This is a genomic window from Streptomyces sp. SN-593 (assembly GCF_016756395.1).
Taxonomy (GTDB): domain Bacteria; phylum Actinomycetota; class Actinomycetes; order Streptomycetales; family Streptomycetaceae; genus Actinacidiphila; species Actinacidiphila reveromycinica.
Genome location: NZ_AP018365.1, coordinates 5,228,023 through 5,244,708, shown reverse-complemented (window position 1 = coordinate 5,244,708; position 16,686 = coordinate 5,228,023). Strand labels below are relative to the sequence as shown.

Here is a 16,686-nt window from a genome sequence, read left to right as displayed (position 1 = left end):
GCAACCCGGGGGCTTCGCCCCGGGGGAACCCCTCGCGGGGCACGTCATACATGGCGCGGGGCGGGAGTCCCGCCCCGCGCCGGTGGCGCTCAGTACTGCTCGGTCTCCACGAAGCCCGCGTCCACGTCGTCGTCGGCGCCGAAGGCGTCGGCGGCGGCGGTCGGGTCGAATCCGGGCGGGCTGTCCTTGAGGGCCAGGCCCATGCCGGCCAGCTTCGCCTTGACCTCGTCGATCGACTTGGCGCCGAAGTTGCGGATGTCGAGCAGGTCCGCCTCGGAGCGGGCCACCAGCTCGCCCACCGAGTGGATGCCCTCGCGCTTGAGGCAGTTGTAGGAGCGGACGGTCAGCTCCAGCTCCTCGATCGGCAGCGCCAGGTCCGCGGCCAGGGCGGCGTCCGTCGGGGACGGGCCCATGTCGATGCCCTCGGCGTCGACGTTCAGCTCGCGGGCCAGGCCGAACAGCTCGACCAGGGTCTTGCCGGCCGACGCCATGGCGTCACGCGGCCGCATGGCCTGCTTGGTCTCGACGTCGACGATCAGCTTGTCGAAGTCGGTGCGCTGCTCGACACGGGTCGCCTCGACCTTGTAGGTGACCTTGAGCACCGGGCTGTAGATGGAGTCGACCGGGATACGGCCGATCTCCTGGCCCTGCTGCTTGTTCTGCACCGCGGAGACGTAGCCGCGACCGCGCTCGACGGTCAGCTCCATCTCCAGCTTGCCCTTGGCGTTGAGCGTGGCCAGCACCAGGTCGGGGTTGTGCACCTCGACACCGGCCGGCGGCGCGATGTCGGCGGCGGTGACCACACCCGGGCCCTGCTTGCGCAGGTACATCACGACCGGCTCGTCGTGCTCCGAGGAGACCACGAGCTGCTTGATGTTCAGGATGAGGTCGGTGACGTCCTCCTTGACGCCCGGCACGGTGGTGAACTCGTGCAGGACCCCGTCGATCCGGATCGAGGTGACAGCCGCACCCGGGATCGAGGAGAGGAGCGTACGACGCAGGGAGTTGCCGAGGGTGTAGCCGAAGCCCGGCTCCAGCGGCTCGATCACGAACCGGGAGCGGAACTCGTCGACGACCTCTTCGGTCAACGAGGGACGCTGAGCGATCAGCATGTGTTCGGTCCTTCAGTCGTGGGCGCCCGCTATTTGACGCCCCCTGTACTACGAGGGTACGGGCGGCGCGGCGAAACCGTCGTGAGACGGGGCCGCACCGCCCTTCACCTGCGAACTTCTACCCGACTACTACTTCGAGTAGAGCTCGACGATGAGCTGCTCCTGCACCTGGGTGTCGATCACCTGGCGCTCGGGCAGGCTGTGCACCAGGATGCGCAGCTTGCCGGCGTTCGCCTCCAGCCACGCGGGCACCGTCCGGTCGCCGGCCTCGCCCTGGGCCACCGCGAAGGGGGTCAGGTTACGGGACCGCTCGCGGACCTCGACGATGTCGTTGACGGACACGCGAGCCGACGGGATGTCGGTCTTGCGGCCGTTGACGGTGATGTGTCCGTGACGGACGAGCTGACGGGCGTGGTCGCGGGACTTGGCGAAGCCGGCCCGGTACACCACGTTGTCGAGGCGGGTCTCAAGGATGCGCAGAAGGTTCTCACCGGTCTTGCCGGTCTTCTGGTTCGCTTCCTTGTAGTAGTTCACGAACTGCTTCTCGAGGACACCGTAGATGCGCGCGCACTTCTGCTTCTCGCGAAGCTGGAGGAGGTACTCGCTGTCCTTGGTGCGCCCGCGTCCGTGCTCACCCGGGGGGTAAGGACGGATCTCGATCGGGCACTTCGCGCTCTCGCACTTAGCTCCCTTGAGGAAGAGCTTCTGCTTCTCCCGACGGCAACGCTTGCAGTCGGCCCCGGTGTAACGCGCCATTGTCTCAGTTCTCCTGTATCAGCTGGTCAGACGCGGCGGCGCTTCGGCGGGCGGCAGCCGTTGTGCGGGGTCGGGGTGACGTCCTGGATCGAACCCACCTCGAGGCCGGTGGCCTGGAGGGAGCGGATCGCGGTCTCGCGGCCGGAGCCGGGACCCTTGACGAAGACGTCCACCTTGCGCATGCCGTGCTCCTGCGCGCGGCGGGCGGCCGACTCGGCGGCCATCTGCGCGGCGAAGGGGGTGGACTTGCGCGAGCCCTTGAAGCCGACGTGTCCGGCGGAGGCCCAGGAGATCACGTTCCCGGAGGGGTCGGTGATCGAGACGATGGTGTTGTTGAACGTGCTCTTGATGTGGGCGTGCCCGTGAGCGACGTTCTTCTTTTCCTTGCGGCGCACCTTCTTGGCTGCGCCCTGACGGCCCTTAGGAGGCATGTGTCGGTTCTCCCGGTGGAGGTGGTCGGTCCTACAGCGAAGACCGCTGATGGGGTCTGGCTGCGGACTACTTCTTGCCCGGCTTCTTCTTGCCGGCGATGGCGCGACGCGGACCCTTGCGGGTACGGGCGTTGGTGTGAGTGCGCTGGCCGTGGACCGGCAGGCCGCGACGGTGGCGCAGACCCTGGTAGCAGCCGATCTCGACCTTGCGGCGGATGTCGGCCTGGATCTCACGGCGGAGGTCGCCCTCGGTCGTGTAGTTCTCGTCGACCCACTTGCCGATCTTGACGAGGTCGTCCTCGGCAAGGTCGCGGACTCGGGTGTCGGGGTTCACACCGGTGTTCTTCAGGATCTCCTGGGCGCGCGAGCGCCCGATGCCGAAGACGTAGGTGAGGGCGATCTCGACGCGCTTCTCGCGCGGGAGGTCAACGCCTGAAAGGCGTGCCATGTGCTTGGCTCCTGGTGTTCTCGGAGGTCTTCCGCGGCTCCGGTTCCCTTCCGCCGTACCAGGTACGGAACGGGTCCCCGGCCTCCACCGGGGGTGTCATCCCCGTCGGACGGGGATGGGAGCCGCGTATGTACGCGTGCTGCGTCGCGCGAAGTGCTGCGGGTGCAGGGGTGGTCGGCGGGCGTCAGCCCTGGCGCTGCTTGTGGCGCAGGTTGTCGCAGATGACCATGACCCGGCCGTGGCGGCGGATCACCTTGCACTTGTCGCAGATCTTCTTGACGCTCGGCTTGACCTTCATGGGACTGAGGTTCTCCGGGTCGTGTTGAGATCTACAAGCGGGTTACTTGTATCGGTAGACGATCCGTCCGCGCGTCAGGTCGTAGGGAGACAGCTCCACCACGACCCGGTCATCCGGGAGGATGCGAATGTAGTGCATCCGCATCTTGCCGCTGATGTGCGCGAGGACCTTGTGACCGTTCTGCAGCTCCACTTTGAACATCGCGTTCGGCAGAGACTCGATCACGGTGCCCTCGATCTCGATGGCGCCTTGCTTCTTGGCCATGTCCTGCTTTCGGGATCGGCTACCGGGGTCGGCTCCGGACATGCCGGAAGACACGCGGGGCCGACATATGAGTCTACGGCAACAGCGGCGGAAAGACGAATCGGGGAGTATGCCCACGCAGCGTGATCGTTACGCGCCGCGGCTGCCGGCCGCCGCTAGGAGAGCGGATCGGGGGCGGTGGTGACGCCGTACTCCGCGAGCTTGGCCCGGCCGCCGTCGGGGGCGGTGAGCACCAGCGGGCCCTGCTCGGTCAGCGCGATGGTGTGCTCCCAGTGCGCGGACCAGGAGCCGTCGTCGGACTTGACGGTCCACTCGTCCTCCAGCACGTGGGTGTGCGGGGTGCCGAGCGTCACCATCGGCTCGATCGCCAGGCACAGCCCGGGCACCAGCCGGATGCCGCGACCGCGCTTCTTGGTGACGTAGTTGAGCACGTGCGGGTCCATGTGCATCTGGCTGCCGATGCCGTGCCCGCCGTACCCCTCCACGATGCCGTACTTGCCCGAGGCCGGCCGCGGCTGGCGGCGGATGTACGACTCGACCGCCTGCGAGATGTCGTCCAGCCGGTTGCCCTTGCGGAAGGCGGCGATCCCGGCCCACATGGACTCCTCGGTGACCCGGCTCAACTCCGCCAGCTCCGGGGCGTGTCCGGTGCCCACCAGGCAGGTGAAGGCCGCGTCGCCGTGCCAGCCGTCCACGATCGCGCCCGCGTCCACCGCGAGGATGTCGCCGTCCTTGAGCACCGTCACGGAGTCGGGGATGCCGTGCACCACCACGTCGTTGACCGACGTGCAGATGTTGCCCGGGAAGCCGCCGTAGCCCAGGAAGTTGGGCTTCGCGCCGTGGTCGGCGATCACCTTCGCGGCGACCTCGTCCAGGTCCCTGGTGGTGGCGCCGGGCACCGCCGCCGCCCGGGTCGCCTCGTGGATCGCCGCGACGACCAGACCGGCCTCCCGCATCTTCGCGATCTGCTCCGGGGTCTTCAGCTCCACCATCGCGGCCGACGCCTTCCTTGCTGCCTTGGGTCCCTGTTCGGTCAGGTCCTTGCCACCCCAACCATACGGCCGTGGCGCCCGTCGGGGCACCACGGCCGTGGTGTGCACATGCACCGGTCCGGCCGGCGCCGGGACCTACGCGGTCGGCTCGCCGGCGTCCGCGCGCAGGGCCGTCATGGCCCGCGTGGTCACCTCGGCCACCGCGCCGAGCGCGGAGATCGTCACGACCAGGCCCTGCTTCTTGTAGTAGTCGATGATCGGCTCGGTCTCGCGGTGGTAGATCTCCAGCCGGTTGCGGACCTTGTCCGGGGCGTCGTCGTCGCGCCGGTACAGCTCGCCGCCGCACTCGTCGCAGACGCCCTCCTCCTTCGGCTGCTTGTACTCGACGTGGAAGACGTGCGAGCCGTCGTTGCGGCAGATCCGGCGGCCGGCGATCCGCTTGACCACCTCTTCCTCGGGGACCTCCAGGTCCAGCACGCCGTCCAGCGCGATCTCGTGCCGCGCCAGGTAGACGTCCAGCGCCCGCGCCTGCTGCTCGTTGCGCGGGAAGCCGTCGAGCAGGAAGCCACCGGCCGCGTCCGGCTGGTCCAGCCGGTCCTCGGCCATGCCGATCGTGACCTCGTCGGGCACCAGGTCGCCGGCGTCCATGTACGCCTTCGCCTGCTTGCCCAGGTCGGTGCCCTGACTGATGTTGGCGCGGAACAGGTCGCCCGTGGAGATGTGCGGGATCGAGAGGTTCTTGGCGAGGAACGCGGCCTGCGTCCCCTTGCCTGCGCCGGGCGGCCCGACCAGGACGATACGCATCAGCGGAGGAACCCTTCGTAGTTGCGCTGCTGGAGCTGGCTTTCGATCTGCTTCACGGTCTCCAGACCCACACCGACGATGATGAGGATGCTGGTGCCACCCAGAGGGAAGTTGCCGTTGCTCCCGTTGAAGATCGCGATGGCGACCGTCGGAACGAGGGCGATCAGACCCAGGTACAGCGAACCGGGCCACGTGATGCGGTTGAGGACGTAACTCAGGTACTCAGCGGTGGGACGACCGGCCCGGATACCCGGGATGAACCCACCATACTTCTTCATATTGTCGGCGACTTCCTCGGGGTTGAAGGAGATCGCGACGTAGAAGAAGGCGAAGAAGACGATCAGCAGGAAGTAGGCGGCCATGTACGCCGGGTGGTCGCCCTTGGTGAAGTTGCGGCTGATCCACTGCGCCCAGCCCGCCGTCGACCCGGAGAACTGGACGATCAGCGCCGGGATGTAGAGCAGCGACGAGGCGAAGATGACCGGGATCACACCCGCCTGGTTCACCTTGAGCGGGATGTACGTCGAGGTGCCGCCGTAGGACCGGCGGCCGATCATGCGCTTCGCGTACTGCACCGGGATGCGGCGCTGCGCCTGCTCGACGAAGACCACCAGGCCCACCATGACCAGGCCGATCAGGATCACGGAGATGAACTCGACCCAGCCGCCCGCGATGGTGCCGGAGACCTTGATGCCCCACAGCGAGCCGGGGAAGCCGGCCGCGATCGAGACGAACATCAGGATCGACATGCCGTTGCCGATGCCGCGGTCGGTGATCAGCTCGCCCAGCCACATGATCATCACGGTGCCCGCGGTCATGCACGTGACCATGGTGACGGTGGTGAAGATCGACTGGTTCGGGACGATGTCGTTGCCCTGGGTGCAGGTCGAGAAGAGGTTGCCGGAGCGGGCGGTGGCCACCAGGCCGGTGCCCTGGAGGATCGCCAGCGCGACCGTCAGGTACCGGGTGTACTGCGTGATCTTGGTGGTACCGGCCTGCCCCTCCTTCTTCAGGGCCTCCAGGCGCGGGATCACCACGGTCAGCAGTTGCAGGATGATGCTCGCCGTGATGTACGGCATGATCCCGAGTGCGAAGATGGTGAGCTGGAGCAGCGCTCCGCCACTGAACATGTTGACCAGACCGAAGAGGCTGTTGTTGCCCTTCGTCTGCTTCACGCAGTCGTTGACCACGCCGAAGTCGATCCCCGGCACCGGCACGTGCGCGCCCAGCCGGTACACCACGATGATGGCGAGCGTGAAGAGCAGCTTCTTGCGCAGGTCGGGCGTCCTGAACGCCCGGGCGAACGCGGTGAGCACGGTGCCTCCTGCACCCCCCGCGCCACGGCGGAAGGACGGTCTCTGGTGAGATTTCTGACGGATAGGGGCTCGGCCACCTTACCGGCGACGTGCCCCCGGTAGGAATGACCCATCGGCCAGGGAAAATTCACAGAAAAGAACGACCGGGGACGCCCTGAGGTACTGGGCGTCCCCGGTCGGGTTGCACATCCGGCTCAGACGAGCTCGGTGACGGTGCCGCCGGCGGCGGTGATCTTCTCCTTGGCGGAGCCGGAGACCGCGTCAACGGTCACCTGCAGGGCCACGGAGACGTCGCCGGTGCCGAGCACCTTGACGAGCTGGTTCTTGCGCACGGCACCCTTGGCGACCAGGTCGGCAACGGTGACCTCGCCACCCTCGGGGTAGAGGGCCGCGAGCTTGTCCAGGTTGACGACCTGGTACTCGGTGCGGAACGGGTTCTTGAAGCCCTTGAGCTTCGGGAGCCGCATGTGGAGGGGCATCTGCCCGCCCTCGAAGCGCTCCGGAACCTGGTAGCGGGCCTTGGTGCCCTTGGTGCCGCGACCGGCCGTCTTGCCCTTGGACGCCTCGCCGCGACCCACGCGGGTCTTGGCGGTCTTGGCGCCCGGAGCCGGACGGAGGTTGTGCACCTTGATCGGGTTGTCACCCATGATCAGTCGACCTCCTCGACCGTGACGAGGTGGCGGACGGTGTGGACCATGCCGCGGATCTCCGGGCGGTCCTCCTTGACCACGACGTCGTGCAGGCGCTTGAGCCCGAGCGAACGCAGGGTGTCACGGTGGTTCTGCTTGCTGCCGATGTAGGACTTGGTCTGCGTGACCTTCAGGCGCGCCATCACACACCCACTCCGGCCCGGGCGCGCAGCAGCGCGGCGGGCGCGACGTCCTCGATCGGCAGACCGCGGCGGGCGGCGATCTCCTCGGGCCGCTGAAGGCCCTGGAGCGCGGCCACCGTGGCGTGCACGATGTTGATCGCGTTGTCCGAGCCGAGGCTCTTGGACAGCACGTCGTGGATGCCCGCGCACTCCAGCACGGCTCGCACCGGGCCACCGGCGATCACACCGGTACCGGGGGAAGCCGGCTTGAGCAGGACGACGCCCGCGGCCTTCTCGCCCTGGATCGGGTGCGGGATGGTGCCCTGGATACGGGGGACCTTGAAGAAGTGCTTCTTGGCCTCCTCCACACCCTTGGCGATGGCGGCCGGCACCTCCTTGGCCTTGCCGTAGCCGACACCGACGGTGCCGTCACCGTCGCCCACCACGACCAGCGCGGTGAAGCTGAAGCGACGACCACCCTTCACAACCTTGGCGACGCGGTTGATCGCGACGACCCGCTCGACGTAGGCGGTCTTCTCGGCCTGCTGGCCGCCGTCCCGCCGGTCCTTACGGTCCCGTCGCTCGCCGCCACCGGCACCGCTTCCGCGGCGCTGGGGTCCAGCCATTGGAATTACCTCTCGATCCTCTTAGCGTTTCTCCGCTAGCAACGCAGCAACCGTTGAAGTCGCTGCCGCGACGGGCGGCTCAGAACTTCAGGCCGGCCTCGCGGGCGGCGTCCGCCAGGGCGGCGATCCGCCCAGCGTACTGGTTGCCGCCACGGTCGAAGACGACAGCTTCGACGCCCTTGGCCTTCGCACGCTCGGCCACGAGCTGGCCGACCTGCTTCGCCTTGGCGCTCTTGTCGCCTTCGCCGCCGCGGATGGACGCGTCCAGGGTCGACGCCGACGCGAGCGTGTGGCCCGCCAGGTCGTCGATCACCTGCGCCACGATGCCGCGGTTGGACCGCGTCACCACCAGGCGCGGGCGCTCGGACGTACCGTTGACGCGCTTGCGGACCCGGATGTGGCGCCGCTTGAGCGCCGCACCCTTGTACGCCTTGCCCTTGGCGATCTTGACACCGTATGCCATGGCTACTTACCAGCCTTTCCGACCTTGCGGCGGATGACCTCGCCGGCGTACTTGACGCCCTTCGCCTTGTACGGGTCAGGCTTCCGCAACTTGCGGATGTTGGCGGCCACTTCGCCGACCTTCTGCTTGTCGATGCCCTCGACGGAGAACTTCACCGGGGACTCGACCTTGAAGGCGATGCCCTCGGGGGCCTCGACGAGGATCGGGTGGCTGTACCCGAGCGAGAACTCCAGGTTGGAGCCCTTCGCCTGGACGCGGTACCCGACACCGCTGATCTCAAGGGACTTGCTGTAGCCCGCGGTCACGCCGGTGATCATGTTCGCCACCAGCGTGCGGGACAGGCCGTGCAGGGCCTTCGAGACACGCTCGTCGTTGGGGCGGGTGACCAGCAGCACGCCGTCCTCGCCCTTTGCGATCTCGATCGGCGCGGCGACGGTGTGGGTGAGCGAACCCTTGGGGCCCTTCACCGCGACCGTGCGGCCGTCGATGGTGACGTCCACTCCGGCGGGAACCGAGATGGGCAGCTTGCCGATGCGCGACATTGCTCTACCTCTCTTTCCCGGTTACCAGACGTAGGCGAGGACTTCCCCACCCACGCCCTTCTTCTGCGCCTGCTGGCCGGTGAGCAGTCCGTGCGACGTGGAGATGATCGCCACGCCGAGGCCGCCCAGCACCCGAGGCAGGTTGGTGGACTTTGCGTAGACCCGAAGACCCGGCTTGCTGATCCGCTTGATGCCGGCGATCGAGCGCTCGCGGTTGGGGCCGAACTTCAGCTCGAGGATGAGGTTCTTGCCGACCTCGGCCTCCTCGACCTTCCAGCCGGTGATGTAGCCCTCCTGCTGGAGGATCTCCGCGATGTGCGACTTGATCTTGCTGAACGGCATCGCGACGTCGTCGTGGTACGCCGAGTTCGCGTTGCGCAGACGGGTCAGCATGTCTGCGATGGGGTCGGTCATGGTCATGAGTTGGCCCTGGGCCTCTCTCGCCGGGGTTTCCTGTCTGCTCCGTCCCTCTCCCCCGGCCGGAGCCGGGAGCGGGTGTGGTGCGGGGACCTACGGCGTAGTGGATCGGGTCCTGATGTCCGGGAGGGGACTACCAGGAGCTCTTGGTCACGCCCGGCAGCTCGCCACGGTGGGCCATCTCACGAAGGCACACGCGGCACAGGCCGAACTTGCGGTAGACGGAGTGCGGCCGGCCACAGCGCTGGCAGCGGTTGTACGCGCGCACAGCGAACTTGGGCTTGCGAGCCGACTTAGCGATCAGAGCCTTCTTCGCCACGGTCAGTTCTCCTTGAACGGGAAGCCGAGGTGACGAAGGAGGGCACGACCCTCGTCGTCGTTGGTCGCCGTGGTGACCACGGTGATGTCCATGCCCCGGACCCGGTCGATCTTGTCCTGGTCGATCTCGTGGAACATGACCTGCTCCGTGAGACCGAAGGTGTAGTTGCCCCGGCCGTCGAACTGCTTCGGCGACAGGCCGCGGAAGTCGCGGATACGCGGCAGCGCCAGCGACAGCAGGCGGTCCAGGAACTCCCACATCCGGTCACCGCGCAGCGTGACGTGCGCGCCGATCGGCTGACCCTCGCGCAGCTTGAACTGCGCGATGGACTTACGGGCCTTGGTGACCTGCGGCTTCTGACCGGTGATCGTGGCGAGGTCGCGGATCGCGCCCTCGATCAGCTTGGAGTCGCGGGCGGCGTCGCCCACACCCATGTTGACCACGATCTTGGTGAGACCGGGGATCTGCATGACGTTCTCGTACTCGAACTGCTCACGCAGCTTGCCCGCGATCTCCTCGCGGTAGCGCGACTTGAGACGCGGAGCGGTGCTGGTGGCAGCGGCACCTGAAGTTGCAGTAGTCATCTCAGATGTCCTCACCGGTCCGCTTGGCAACGCGGATCTTGGTGCCCTCGTCGTCGAAGCGGTAGCCGACGCGGGTCACGACCTTCTTGCCGTCCTTCTCAACAACAAGCTGCACGTTGCTGACGTGGATCGGCGCCTCGGTGGTGATGATCCCGCCGGTCTTCGAACCGCGGTCGGTCTGGCCGGCCTTGGTGTGCTTCTTGACCCGGTTGACACCCTCGACCAGGACCCGGTCCTCGCGGGGGTAGGCCACGATGACCTTGCCCTGCTTGCCCTTGTCCTTGCCGGTGATGACCTGAACCAGGTCGCCCTTCTTGATCTTCATCGGTTACAGCACCTCCGGCGCGAGCGAGACGATCTTCATGAACCTCTTCTCGCGCAGCTCACGGCCGACCGGGCCGAAGATGCGGGTGCCGCGGGGGTCACCGTCGTTCTTGAGGATGACCGCCGCGTTCTCGTCGAAGCGGATGTACGAGCCGTCGGCACGGCGGCGCTCCTTGACGGTGCGCACGACGACAGCCTTGACGACCTCGCCCTTCTTCACGTTGCCACCGGGGATCGCGTCCTTGACGGTGGCGACGATGACGTCACCGATGCCCGCGTAGCGGCGACCCGAGCCACCGAGAACACGGATGCAAAGGATCTCCTTGGCACCAGTGTTGTCGGCGACACGAAGTCGCGACTCCTGCTGGATCACGTCTATCTCCTGTTTGTCTGCCGGTTCCCGGCGGGCGCCGCGCGGAGCACTCCACGCGGCGCCCGCCGAGCCTGGCGGAACCGTCCTGCGAGGGAATCCCCGCAGGAATTACTTGGCTACTTGGCCTTCTCGAGGATCTCCACGACGCGCCACCGCTTGGTCGCGGACTGCGGCCGGGTCTCCATGAGGAGCACGCGGTCGCCGATGCCGGCGGCGTTCTGCTCGTCGTGGGCCTTGAGCTTGTTGGTGCGGCGGATGACCTTGCCGTAGAGCGCGTGCTTCACGCGGTCCTCGACGGCGACCACCACGGTCTTGTCCATCTTGTCGCTGACCACGAGGCCCTCACGGGTCTTGCGGAAGCCGCGCGCGTTGGTCTCAGTCACATTCTTCTCGCTCATCAGGCGCTCTCCACCGTCTCGATGCCGAGCTCACGCTCACGCATGAGGGTGTAGATCCGGGCGATGTCCTTGCGGACGGTCTTGAGCCGGGAGTTGTTCTCAAGCTGTCCGGTGGCCGCCTGGAAGCGGAGGTTGAACAGCTCCTCCTTGGCCTCACGCAGCTTGCCGACGAGGTCCTCGTCGCCAAGCTGGCGCAGCTCGGTCGCCTTGGTACCGGCCGCCATCACGACTCACCTGCCTCGCGCCGCACGATGCGGCACTTCATCGGAAGCTTGTGCGCGGCGCGGGTCAGCGCCTCGCGCGCAACCTTCTCATTCGGGAAGGACAGCTCGAACATCACCCGACCGGGCTTGACGTTCGCGATCCACCACTCCGGCGAACCCTTGCCGGAACCCATGCGGGTCTCAGCCGGCTTCTTGGTCAGCGGGCGGTCCGGGTAGATGTTGATCCAGACCTTGCCGCCGCGCTTGATGTGGCGGGTGATGGAGATACGAGCGGACTCGATCTGCCGGTTGGTCACGTAGGCGGGCGTGATGGCCTGGAGACCGAACTCGCCGAACGCCAGCTCCGTGCCGCCCTTGGCCATACCGCGCCGGGTGGGGTGGTGCTGCTTGCGGTGCTTGACCCTACGGGGGATCAGCATGGTACTTAGCCTTCCGTTCCGGGGGTCTCAGCAGCCGGGGCCGCCTCGACGGGAGCGGGCGCCTCGGCCTTGGGGGCCGACGCGGCACCGTCCGTCTGGGGACGACGGCCACGGCCGCCGCGCTCGCCACCGCGGCGCTGCGGACGCTCGTTGCCACCACCGCGGGCCGGGCGGTTGCCGGCGCGGGCGGCGGCGTTCTCGGCGCGGACCTCGGCGATGTTCTTCACGTCGCCCTTGTAGATCCACACCTTCACACCGATCCGGCCGAAGGTGGTCTTGGCCTCGAAGAAGCCGTAGTCCACGTTCGCCCGCAGGGTGTGCAGGGGCACCCGGCCCTCGCGGTAGAACTCGGAGCGGGACATCTCGGCGCCGCCGAGGCGGCCGCCGCACTGGATCTTGATGCCCTTGGCGCCGGCCTTCAGCGTGCCCTGCATGCTCTTGCGCATGGCACGGCGGAAGGAGACCCGGGAGGAGAGCTGCTCGGCGACCGCCTGGGCCACGAGCTGCGCGTCCATCTCGGGGTTCTTGACCTCGAGGATGTTGAGCTGCACCTGCTTGCCGGTCAGCTTCTCCAGGTCGCCGCGGATGCGGTCGGCCTCCGCGCCGCGGCGGCCGATGACGATGCCCGGCCGGGCGGTGTGGATGTCGACGCGGACGCGGTCACGGGTGCGCTCGATCTCCACCTTGGAGATGCCGGCCCGCTCCATGCCCTGCGTCATCATCCGGCGGATGGCGACGTCTTCCTTGACGTAGTCCTTGTAGAGCTTGTCGGCGTACCACCGGGACTTGAAGTCCGTGGTGATGCCGAGCCGGAACCCGTAAGGGTTAACCTTCTGGCCCATTACCGGGTCCCTTCCTTGCTGGCAACGACCACGGTGATGTGACTCGTCCGCTTGCGGATGCGGTAGGCGCGGCCCTGGGCGCGCGGCCGGAACCGCTTCAGGGTCGGGCCCTCGTCCACGTACGCCTCGCTGATGTACAGCGACTCGGCGTCCGTGTGGTCGTAGTTGTGCGCGGCGTTGGCGATGGCGCTGTCCAGCACCTTGCCCACCGGCTCGCTCGCGGCCTGCGGCGTGAAACGCAGGACCGCCTGAGCCTCCGTGGCATTCATGCCACGGATGAGGTCCACCACGCGGCGGGCCTTCATGGGCGTGACGCGGATGTACCGCGCCTGGGCCCTGGCTTCCATGGTTGTCCCTTCAGTGTCTGTCATGGTCGGTCGCTTCTCGCCGCTGGATCAGCGACGCCGCGCCTTGCGGTCGTCCTTCTCGTGACCGCGGAAGGTACGGGTCGGCGCGAACTCGCCGAGCTTGTGGCCGACCATCGACTCAGTGACAAACACCGGGACGTGCTTACGGCCGTCGTGCACCGCGATCGTGTGGCCCAGCATGGCCGGGACGATCATCGAGCGGCGGGACCAGGTCTTGATGACGTTCTTGGTGCCAGCCTCGTTCTGGACATCCACCTTCTTGATCAGGTGGTCGTCGACGAAGGGCCCCTTCTTGAGACTCCGCGGCATCTAAACCCGCTCCTAGCGCTTCTTGTTCGTCTTGCGGCGGCGGACGATGTACTTGTTGCTCGCCTTCTTGGGAGAACGAGTACGACCCTCCTTCTGACCCCAGGGGGAGACCGGGTGGCGACCACCGGAGGTCTTGCCCTCACCACCACCGTGCGGGTGGTCCACCGGGTTCATGGCGACACCGCGGACGGTCGGGCGGACGCCCTTCCACCGCATGCGGCCGGCCTTGCCCCAGTTGATGTTCGACTGCTCGGCGTTGCCGACCTCGCCGATGGTGGCGCGGCAGCGGACGTCGACCATCCGGACCTCGCCGGACGGCATGCGAAGGGTGGCCATGTTGCCTTCCTTCGCCAGGAGCTGCACCGAGGCGCCCGCGGAGCGGGAGATCTTGGCGCCGCCACCGGGCCGCAGCTCGATCGCGTGGATCGTGGTACCGACCGGGATGTTGCGCAGCGGCAGGTTGTTGCCCGGCTTGATGTCGGCGCTGGGGCCGTTCTCGATCCGGTCGCCCTGCTGCAGGCGGGCGGGGGCGAGGATGTAGCGCTTCTCGCCGTCCGCGTAGTGCAGCAGCGCGATGCGCGCGGTGCGGTTGGGGTCGTACTCGATGTGCGCGACCTTGGCGGGCACGCCGTCCTTGTCGTGCCGACGGAAGTCGATCACCCGGTAGGCGCGCTTGTGGCCACCGCCCTGGTGGCGAACGGTCACACGACCAGCGTTGTTACGGCCACCCTTGCTGTGCAGCGGGCGGACCAGCGACTTCTCCGGCGTGGACCGCGTGATCTCGACGAAGTCGGCGACGCTGGAGCCACGACGGCCCGGGGTCGTCGGCTTGTACTTGCGGATACCCATTCTTAAGTCCTCGGAATATTCCGGACTTCGACTCGATCCGACCTCCGTTAGGAGACCGGACCGCCGAAGATGTCGATGCGGTCGCCCTCGGCAAGGGTCACGATGGCGCGCTTGGTGTTGGCCCGCTTGCCGAAACCGGTGCGGGTGCGCTTGCGCTTGCCCTGCCGGTTGATCGTGTTGACCCCGGTGACCTTGACCTGGAAGACCGCCTCGACGGCCTGCCGGATCTGGGTCTTGTTGGCGCGCGGGTCGACGACGAAGGTGTACTTGTTGTCGTCCAGCAGCGCGTAGCTCTTCTCGGAGACGACCGGCTTGATCAGCAGGTCGCGCGGGTCCGTGAAGGTCTTGCTGGTGATCTCGGCGGCCGACGCCTGGTCGGTGGCCTCGGTCAGTTCGGTCTGCTCGGCCATCAGGCGTCGCTCCCTTCGGTCTCGGCGGCGCCGTTACCGATGAAGCGGTCGAAGGCGGCCTTGGTGAAGACCACGTCGTCGGAGACGAGCACGTCGTACGTGTTGAGCTGACCGGCCTCCAGGATGTGCACCTGGGGGAGGTTGCGGGCGGACAGCCACCCGGCCTCGTCGGAGCGCTCGACGACGAGCAGCACGTTCTTGCGCTCGCTGATCTTGCCCAGCAGCGTCTTCGCGGCCTTCGTCGACGGCGCGCTGCCCTCGACCAGGTCGGTCACGACGTGGATGCGGCTGTGCCGGGCGCGGTCGGTCAGGGCGCCACGCAGGGCGGCCTTGATCATCTTCTTGGGCGTGCGCTGCGAGTAGTCGCGCGGCACGGGGCCGTGCACGACGCCACCGCCGGCGAACTGCGGCGCGCGGGTCGAGCCCTGGCGGGCGCGGCCGGTGCCCTTCTGGCGGTACGGCTTCTTGCCACCACCGCGGACCTCGCCACGCGTCTTGACCTTGTGCGTGCCCTGGCGGGCGGCGGCAAGCTGCGCGACGACGACCTGGTGGATCAGCGGGATGCTGACCTTGGCGTCGAAGATCTCGGCCGGGAGCTCTACGGTCCCGGTGGTGTCGCCCGCGGGCGACAGGATGTCGATGCTGGTGCTCATATCCTTCAGGCCCCCTTGGCCGCGCTGCGGACCAGGACGAGGCCGCCGTTCGGACCGGGAACCGCGCCCTTGATGAGCAGCAGGCCCTTCTCCGCGTCAACGGCGTGAACGGTCAGGTTCTGGGTGGTGACCCGCTCGTTGCCCATGCGGCCCGCCATGCGCAGACCCTTGAACACGCGGCCCGGGGTGGCGCAGCCGCCGATGGAACCGGGAGAGCGGTGCTTGCGCTGGACACCGTGGCCGGCGCCGAGGCCCTTGAAGTTGTGGCGCTTCATGACACCGGCGAAGCCCTTGCCCTTGCTCTTGCCGGTCACGTCGACCTTGACACCGGCCTCGAACACCTCGGCGGTGATCTCCTGGCCGAGGGTGTACTCGGCGGCGTCGGCGGTGCGCAGCTCCACGAGGTGGCGGCGCGGGGTGACGTCGGCCTTGGCGAAGTGGCCCTTGAGGGGCTTGTTCACCTTGCGCGGGTCGATCTCGCCGAAGGCGAGCTGGACCGACTCGTAGCCGTCGGCGTCGTTGGTACGCACCTGGGTCACGACGTTCGGGCCGGCCTTGACCACGGTCACCGGGACGACACGGTTGTTCTCGTCCCAGACCTGGGTCATGCCGAGCTTCTCGCCCAGGATGCCCTTGATCTGCTTGGTCATCTTCTCCGCGCCTCTCAGAGCTTGATCTCGATGTCGACGCCGGCCGGCAGGTCCAGGCGCATCAACGAGTCAACGGTCTTGGGCGTCGGGTCGAGGATGTCGATCAGGCGCTTGTGCGTGCGCATCTCGAAGTGCTCGCGCGAGTCCTTGTACTTGTGCGGCGACTTGATGACGCAGTACACGTTCTTCTCAGTGGGCAGCGGCACCGGGCCCGCGACCTGCGCACCAGTACGGGTCACCGTCTCGACGATCTTCTTCGCCGAGGAGTCGATGACCTCGTGGTCGTAGGCCTTGAGCCGGATGCGGATCTTCTGTCCCGCCATGGCTACTCCGTAGTCCTTGTCTCTGTTTACGCTCTGGCATCCGCTTGTCCGACCCACGCGGTCGGGCGTGTCGCCTCCCTCGCACATGCCTTTCCGCATGCGGAAAGGCCCTGCGACAGGGATTTGCGTGGGAGATACCACCCACCGGATGCCTGGTCGGAGCCGCGCTGACACTTCCCGGAAGATTCCCGTACGTCCGTCCCAGTGCTGCCCGGAGGGCAGATATGGACGACGAGTACTGTGGGACTCGCTTCCGGTCCCCCCGACGGGAGGCGCGCAGCATCGGCGCTCGACCGAGCAACTTGGACAGTGTGCCATAGGGGACATGGCCGTGGCCAATCGAGCGGGAAAGCCTACCCTT

At 67.4% G+C, this 16,686-nt stretch carries 30 protein-coding genes; all 30 read right to left on the bottom strand.

All coding sequences use genetic code 11. The features are described 5' to 3' along the window. Positions 1–89: 89 nt before the first annotated feature. The 30 genes from RVR_RS22310 to rpsJ all read right to left on the bottom strand — a co-directional run bounded on the left by RVR_RS22310 (position 90) and on the right by rpsJ (position 16,325). Complete coding sequence (locus RVR_RS22310) at positions 90–1,112, bottom strand: DNA-directed RNA polymerase subunit alpha (protein WP_093786121.1); 1,023 nt, start codon at positions 1,110–1,112, stop codon at positions 90–92. Between the two features lie 129 nt (positions 1,113–1,241). Beyond that, complete coding sequence (gene rpsD, locus RVR_RS22305; RefSeq protein ID WP_202235531.1) at positions 1,242–1,868, bottom strand: 30S ribosomal protein S4; 627 nt, start codon at positions 1,866–1,868, stop codon at positions 1,242–1,244. Positions 1,869–1,894: 26 nt separating this feature from the next. Then, on the bottom strand, positions 1,895–2,299 hold the full coding sequence (gene rpsK, locus RVR_RS22300; protein ID WP_003956432.1) for a 30S ribosomal protein S11: 405 nt from the start codon (positions 2,297–2,299) through the stop codon (positions 1,895–1,897). Between the two features lie 67 nt (positions 2,300–2,366). Continuing rightward, on the bottom strand, positions 2,367–2,747 hold the full coding sequence (gene rpsM, locus RVR_RS22295; RefSeq protein ID WP_202235530.1) for a 30S ribosomal protein S13: 381 nt from the start codon (positions 2,745–2,747) through the stop codon (positions 2,367–2,369). 184 nt (positions 2,748–2,931) lie between these two features. Continuing rightward, entirely contained in the window at positions 2,932–3,045 is a 114-nt protein-coding gene (gene rpmJ / locus RVR_RS22290) for a 50S ribosomal protein L36 (protein ID WP_003956441.1), read from the bottom strand. Positions 3,046–3,087: 42 nt separating this feature from the next. After that, on the bottom strand, positions 3,088–3,309 hold the full coding sequence (infA, locus tag RVR_RS22285; protein WP_003956442.1) for a translation initiation factor IF-1: 222 nt from the start codon (positions 3,307–3,309) through the stop codon (positions 3,088–3,090). Positions 3,310–3,464: 155 nt separating this feature from the next. Then, complete coding sequence (gene map / locus RVR_RS22280) at positions 3,465–4,301, bottom strand: type I methionyl aminopeptidase (RefSeq protein WP_202235529.1); 837 nt, start codon at positions 4,299–4,301, stop codon at positions 3,465–3,467. 135 nt (positions 4,302–4,436) lie between these two features. Continuing rightward, positions 4,437–5,105 carry an adenylate kinase gene (locus RVR_RS22275; RefSeq protein ID WP_202235528.1) on the bottom strand — a complete coding sequence of 223 codons (669 nt, stop codon included), beginning with the start codon at positions 5,103–5,105 and terminating at the stop codon, positions 4,437–4,439. Continuing rightward, positions 5,105–6,421, bottom strand: a complete 1,317-nt coding sequence (secY, locus tag RVR_RS22270) for a preprotein translocase subunit SecY (RefSeq protein WP_202235527.1) — start codon at positions 6,419–6,421, stop codon at positions 5,105–5,107. Before secY ends, RVR_RS22275 begins: the two co-directional genes overlap by 1 nt. A gap of 194 nt (positions 6,422–6,615) precedes the next feature. Continuing rightward, on the bottom strand, positions 6,616–7,068 hold the full coding sequence (rplO, locus tag RVR_RS22265; RefSeq protein ID WP_430393162.1) for a 50S ribosomal protein L15: 453 nt from the start codon (positions 7,066–7,068) through the stop codon (positions 6,616–6,618). Positions 7,069–7,070: 2 nt separating this feature from the next. Further along, complete coding sequence (gene rpmD, locus RVR_RS22260; RefSeq protein ID WP_031524772.1) at positions 7,071–7,253, bottom strand: 50S ribosomal protein L30; 183 nt, start codon at positions 7,251–7,253, stop codon at positions 7,071–7,073. Next, positions 7,253–7,858: a 30S ribosomal protein S5 gene (rpsE, locus tag RVR_RS22255; protein WP_031524774.1), complete on the bottom strand. Its 606-nt coding sequence runs from the start codon at positions 7,856–7,858 to the stop codon at positions 7,253–7,255. The genes rpmD and rpsE overlap by 1 nt, the downstream gene beginning before the upstream one ends. Positions 7,859–7,937: 79 nt before the next feature. Next, positions 7,938–8,321 (bottom strand): 50S ribosomal protein L18, encoded by a 384-nt coding sequence (gene rplR, locus RVR_RS22250; protein ID WP_103886906.1) that lies wholly within the window; start codon positions 8,319–8,321, stop codon positions 7,938–7,940. 2 nt (positions 8,322–8,323) lie between these two features. Beyond that, entirely contained in the window at positions 8,324–8,863 is a 540-nt protein-coding gene (gene rplF, locus RVR_RS22245) for a 50S ribosomal protein L6 (RefSeq protein WP_202235526.1), read from the bottom strand. 21 nt (positions 8,864–8,884) lie between these two features. After that, positions 8,885–9,283, bottom strand: coding sequence for a 30S ribosomal protein S8 (rpsH, locus tag RVR_RS22240; RefSeq protein ID WP_202235525.1), 399 nt, complete (start codon positions 9,281–9,283; stop codon positions 8,885–8,887). Positions 9,284–9,413: 130 nt separating this feature from the next. Next, entirely contained in the window at positions 9,414–9,599 is a 186-nt protein-coding gene (locus RVR_RS22235; RefSeq protein ID WP_093713218.1) for a type Z 30S ribosomal protein S14, read from the bottom strand. A gap of 2 nt (positions 9,600–9,601) precedes the next feature. Then, complete coding sequence (rplE, locus tag RVR_RS22230) at positions 9,602–10,183, bottom strand: 50S ribosomal protein L5 (RefSeq protein ID WP_202235523.1); 582 nt, start codon at positions 10,181–10,183, stop codon at positions 9,602–9,604. A gap of 1 nt (position 10,184) precedes the next feature. Beyond that, on the bottom strand, positions 10,185–10,508 hold the full coding sequence (gene rplX / locus RVR_RS22225) for a 50S ribosomal protein L24 (protein WP_202235522.1): 324 nt from the start codon (positions 10,506–10,508) through the stop codon (positions 10,185–10,187). A gap of 3 nt (positions 10,509–10,511) precedes the next feature. Then, positions 10,512–10,880 (bottom strand): 50S ribosomal protein L14, encoded by a 369-nt coding sequence (gene rplN / locus RVR_RS22220; protein WP_037912379.1) that lies wholly within the window; start codon positions 10,878–10,880, stop codon positions 10,512–10,514. A 116-nt stretch (positions 10,881–10,996) separates the two neighbouring features. Beyond that, entirely contained in the window at positions 10,997–11,278 is a 282-nt protein-coding gene (rpsQ, locus tag RVR_RS22215; protein WP_202235521.1) for a 30S ribosomal protein S17, read from the bottom strand. After that, positions 11,278–11,502 carry a 50S ribosomal protein L29 gene (gene rpmC, locus RVR_RS22210; RefSeq protein ID WP_202235520.1) on the bottom strand — a complete coding sequence of 75 codons (225 nt, stop codon included), beginning with the start codon at positions 11,500–11,502 and terminating at the stop codon, positions 11,278–11,280. Before rpmC ends, rpsQ begins: the two co-directional genes overlap by 1 nt. Then, a complete protein-coding gene (rplP, locus tag RVR_RS22205; RefSeq protein ID WP_202235519.1) occupies positions 11,502–11,921 on the bottom strand; it encodes a 50S ribosomal protein L16 in 420 nt (139 codons plus the stop codon). Before rplP ends, rpmC begins: the two co-directional genes overlap by 1 nt. A gap of 5 nt (positions 11,922–11,926) precedes the next feature. Continuing rightward, entirely contained in the window at positions 11,927–12,763 is an 837-nt protein-coding gene (gene rpsC, locus RVR_RS22200; protein ID WP_202235518.1) for a 30S ribosomal protein S3, read from the bottom strand. Next, entirely contained in the window at positions 12,763–13,110 is a 348-nt protein-coding gene (rplV, locus tag RVR_RS22195; RefSeq protein WP_073492408.1) for a 50S ribosomal protein L22, read from the bottom strand. Before rplV ends, rpsC begins: the two co-directional genes overlap by 1 nt. Positions 13,111–13,158: 48 nt before the next feature. After that, a complete protein-coding gene (gene rpsS / locus RVR_RS22190; protein WP_202235517.1) occupies positions 13,159–13,440 on the bottom strand; it encodes a 30S ribosomal protein S19 in 282 nt (93 codons plus the stop codon). A 12-nt stretch (positions 13,441–13,452) separates the two neighbouring features. Continuing rightward, on the bottom strand, positions 13,453–14,289 hold the full coding sequence (rplB, locus tag RVR_RS22185) for a 50S ribosomal protein L2 (RefSeq protein WP_202235516.1): 837 nt from the start codon (positions 14,287–14,289) through the stop codon (positions 13,453–13,455). Positions 14,290–14,336: 47 nt separating this feature from the next. Continuing rightward, positions 14,337–14,699 (bottom strand): 50S ribosomal protein L23, encoded by a 363-nt coding sequence (gene rplW, locus RVR_RS22180; RefSeq protein ID WP_202235515.1) that lies wholly within the window; start codon positions 14,697–14,699, stop codon positions 14,337–14,339. Beyond that, a complete protein-coding gene (gene rplD, locus RVR_RS22175; RefSeq protein WP_202235514.1) occupies positions 14,699–15,352 on the bottom strand; it encodes a 50S ribosomal protein L4 in 654 nt (217 codons plus the stop codon). The genes rplW and rplD overlap by 1 nt, the downstream gene beginning before the upstream one ends. 5 nt (positions 15,353–15,357) lie before the next feature. After that, positions 15,358–16,002 (bottom strand): 50S ribosomal protein L3, encoded by a 645-nt coding sequence (gene rplC / locus RVR_RS22170; RefSeq protein ID WP_103886919.1) that lies wholly within the window; start codon positions 16,000–16,002, stop codon positions 15,358–15,360. Between the two features lie 14 nt (positions 16,003–16,016). Continuing rightward, positions 16,017–16,325 (bottom strand): 30S ribosomal protein S10, encoded by a 309-nt coding sequence (gene rpsJ, locus RVR_RS22165; RefSeq protein WP_014144312.1) that lies wholly within the window; start codon positions 16,323–16,325, stop codon positions 16,017–16,019. Between the last annotated feature and the right edge of the window lie 361 nt (positions 16,326–16,686).

Bases quoted from the DNA above. Each gene is read 5' to 3' on its own strand.
- RVR_RS22310 (WP_093786121.1), bottom strand. From the start codon at position 1,112: ATGCTGATCGCTCAGCGTCCCTCGTTGACCGAAGAGGTCGTCGACGAG.
- rpsD (WP_202235531.1), bottom strand. From the start codon at position 1,868: ATGGCGCGTTACACCGGGGCCGACTGCAAGCGTTGCCGTCGGGAGAAG.
- rpsK (WP_003956432.1), bottom strand. From the start codon at position 2,299: ATGCCTCCTAAGGGCCGTCAGGGCGCAGCCAAGAAGGTGCGCCGCAAG.
- rpsM (WP_202235530.1), bottom strand. From the start codon at position 2,747: ATGGCACGCCTTTCAGGCGTTGACCTCCCGCGCGAGAAGCGCGTCGAG.
- rpmJ (WP_003956441.1), bottom strand. From the start codon at position 3,045: ATGAAGGTCAAGCCGAGCGTCAAGAAGATCTGCGACAAGTGCAAGGTG.
- infA (WP_003956442.1), bottom strand. From the start codon at position 3,309: ATGGCCAAGAAGCAAGGCGCCATCGAGATCGAGGGCACCGTGATCGAG.
- map (WP_202235529.1), bottom strand. From the start codon at position 4,301: ATGGTGGAGCTGAAGACCCCGGAGCAGATCGCGAAGATGCGGGAGGCC.
- RVR_RS22275 (WP_202235528.1), bottom strand. From the start codon at position 5,105: ATGCGTATCGTCCTGGTCGGGCCGCCCGGCGCAGGCAAGGGGACGCAG.
- rplO (WP_430393162.1), bottom strand. From the start codon at position 7,068: ATGGGTGACAACCCGATCAAGGTGCACAACCTCCGTCCGGCTCCGGGC.
- rpmD (WP_031524772.1), bottom strand. From the start codon at position 7,253: ATGGCGCGCCTGAAGGTCACGCAGACCAAGTCCTACATCGGCAGCAAG.
- rpsE (WP_031524774.1), bottom strand. From the start codon at position 7,858: ATGGCTGGACCCCAGCGCCGCGGAAGCGGTGCCGGTGGCGGCGAGCGA.
- rplR (WP_103886906.1), bottom strand. From the start codon at position 8,321: ATGGCATACGGTGTCAAGATCGCCAAGGGCAAGGCGTACAAGGGTGCG.
- rplF (WP_202235526.1), bottom strand. From the start codon at position 8,863: ATGTCGCGCATCGGCAAGCTGCCCATCTCGGTTCCCGCCGGAGTGGAC.
- rpsH (WP_202235525.1), bottom strand. From the start codon at position 9,283: ATGACCATGACCGACCCCATCGCAGACATGCTGACCCGTCTGCGCAAC.
- rplE (WP_202235523.1), bottom strand. From the start codon at position 10,183: ATGACTACTGCAACTTCAGGTGCCGCTGCCACCAGCACCGCTCCGCGT.
- rplX (WP_202235522.1), bottom strand. From the start codon at position 10,508: ATGAAGATCAAGAAGGGCGACCTGGTTCAGGTCATCACCGGCAAGGAC.
- rpsQ (WP_202235521.1), bottom strand. From the start codon at position 11,278: ATGAGCGAGAAGAATGTGACTGAGACCAACGCGCGCGGCTTCCGCAAG.
- rpmC (WP_202235520.1), bottom strand. From the start codon at position 11,502: ATGGCGGCCGGTACCAAGGCGACCGAGCTGCGCCAGCTTGGCGACGAG.
- rplP (WP_202235519.1), bottom strand. From the start codon at position 11,921: ATGCTGATCCCCCGTAGGGTCAAGCACCGCAAGCAGCACCACCCCACC.
- rpsC (WP_202235518.1), bottom strand. From the start codon at position 12,763: ATGGGCCAGAAGGTTAACCCTTACGGGTTCCGGCTCGGCATCACCACG.
- rplV (WP_073492408.1), bottom strand. From the start codon at position 13,110: ATGGAAGCCAGGGCCCAGGCGCGGTACATCCGCGTCACGCCCATGAAG.
- rpsS (WP_202235517.1), bottom strand. From the start codon at position 13,440: ATGCCGCGGAGTCTCAAGAAGGGGCCCTTCGTCGACGACCACCTGATC.
- rplB (WP_202235516.1), bottom strand. From the start codon at position 14,289: ATGGGTATCCGCAAGTACAAGCCGACGACCCCGGGCCGTCGTGGCTCC.
- rplW (WP_202235515.1), bottom strand. From the start codon at position 14,699: ATGGCCGAGCAGACCGAACTGACCGAGGCCACCGACCAGGCGTCGGCC.
- rplD (WP_202235514.1), bottom strand. From the start codon at position 15,352: ATGAGCACCAGCATCGACATCCTGTCGCCCGCGGGCGACACCACCGGG.
- rplC (WP_103886919.1), bottom strand. From the start codon at position 16,002: ATGACCAAGCAGATCAAGGGCATCCTGGGCGAGAAGCTCGGCATGACC.
- rpsJ (WP_014144312.1), bottom strand. From the start codon at position 16,325: ATGGCGGGACAGAAGATCCGCATCCGGCTCAAGGCCTACGACCACGAG.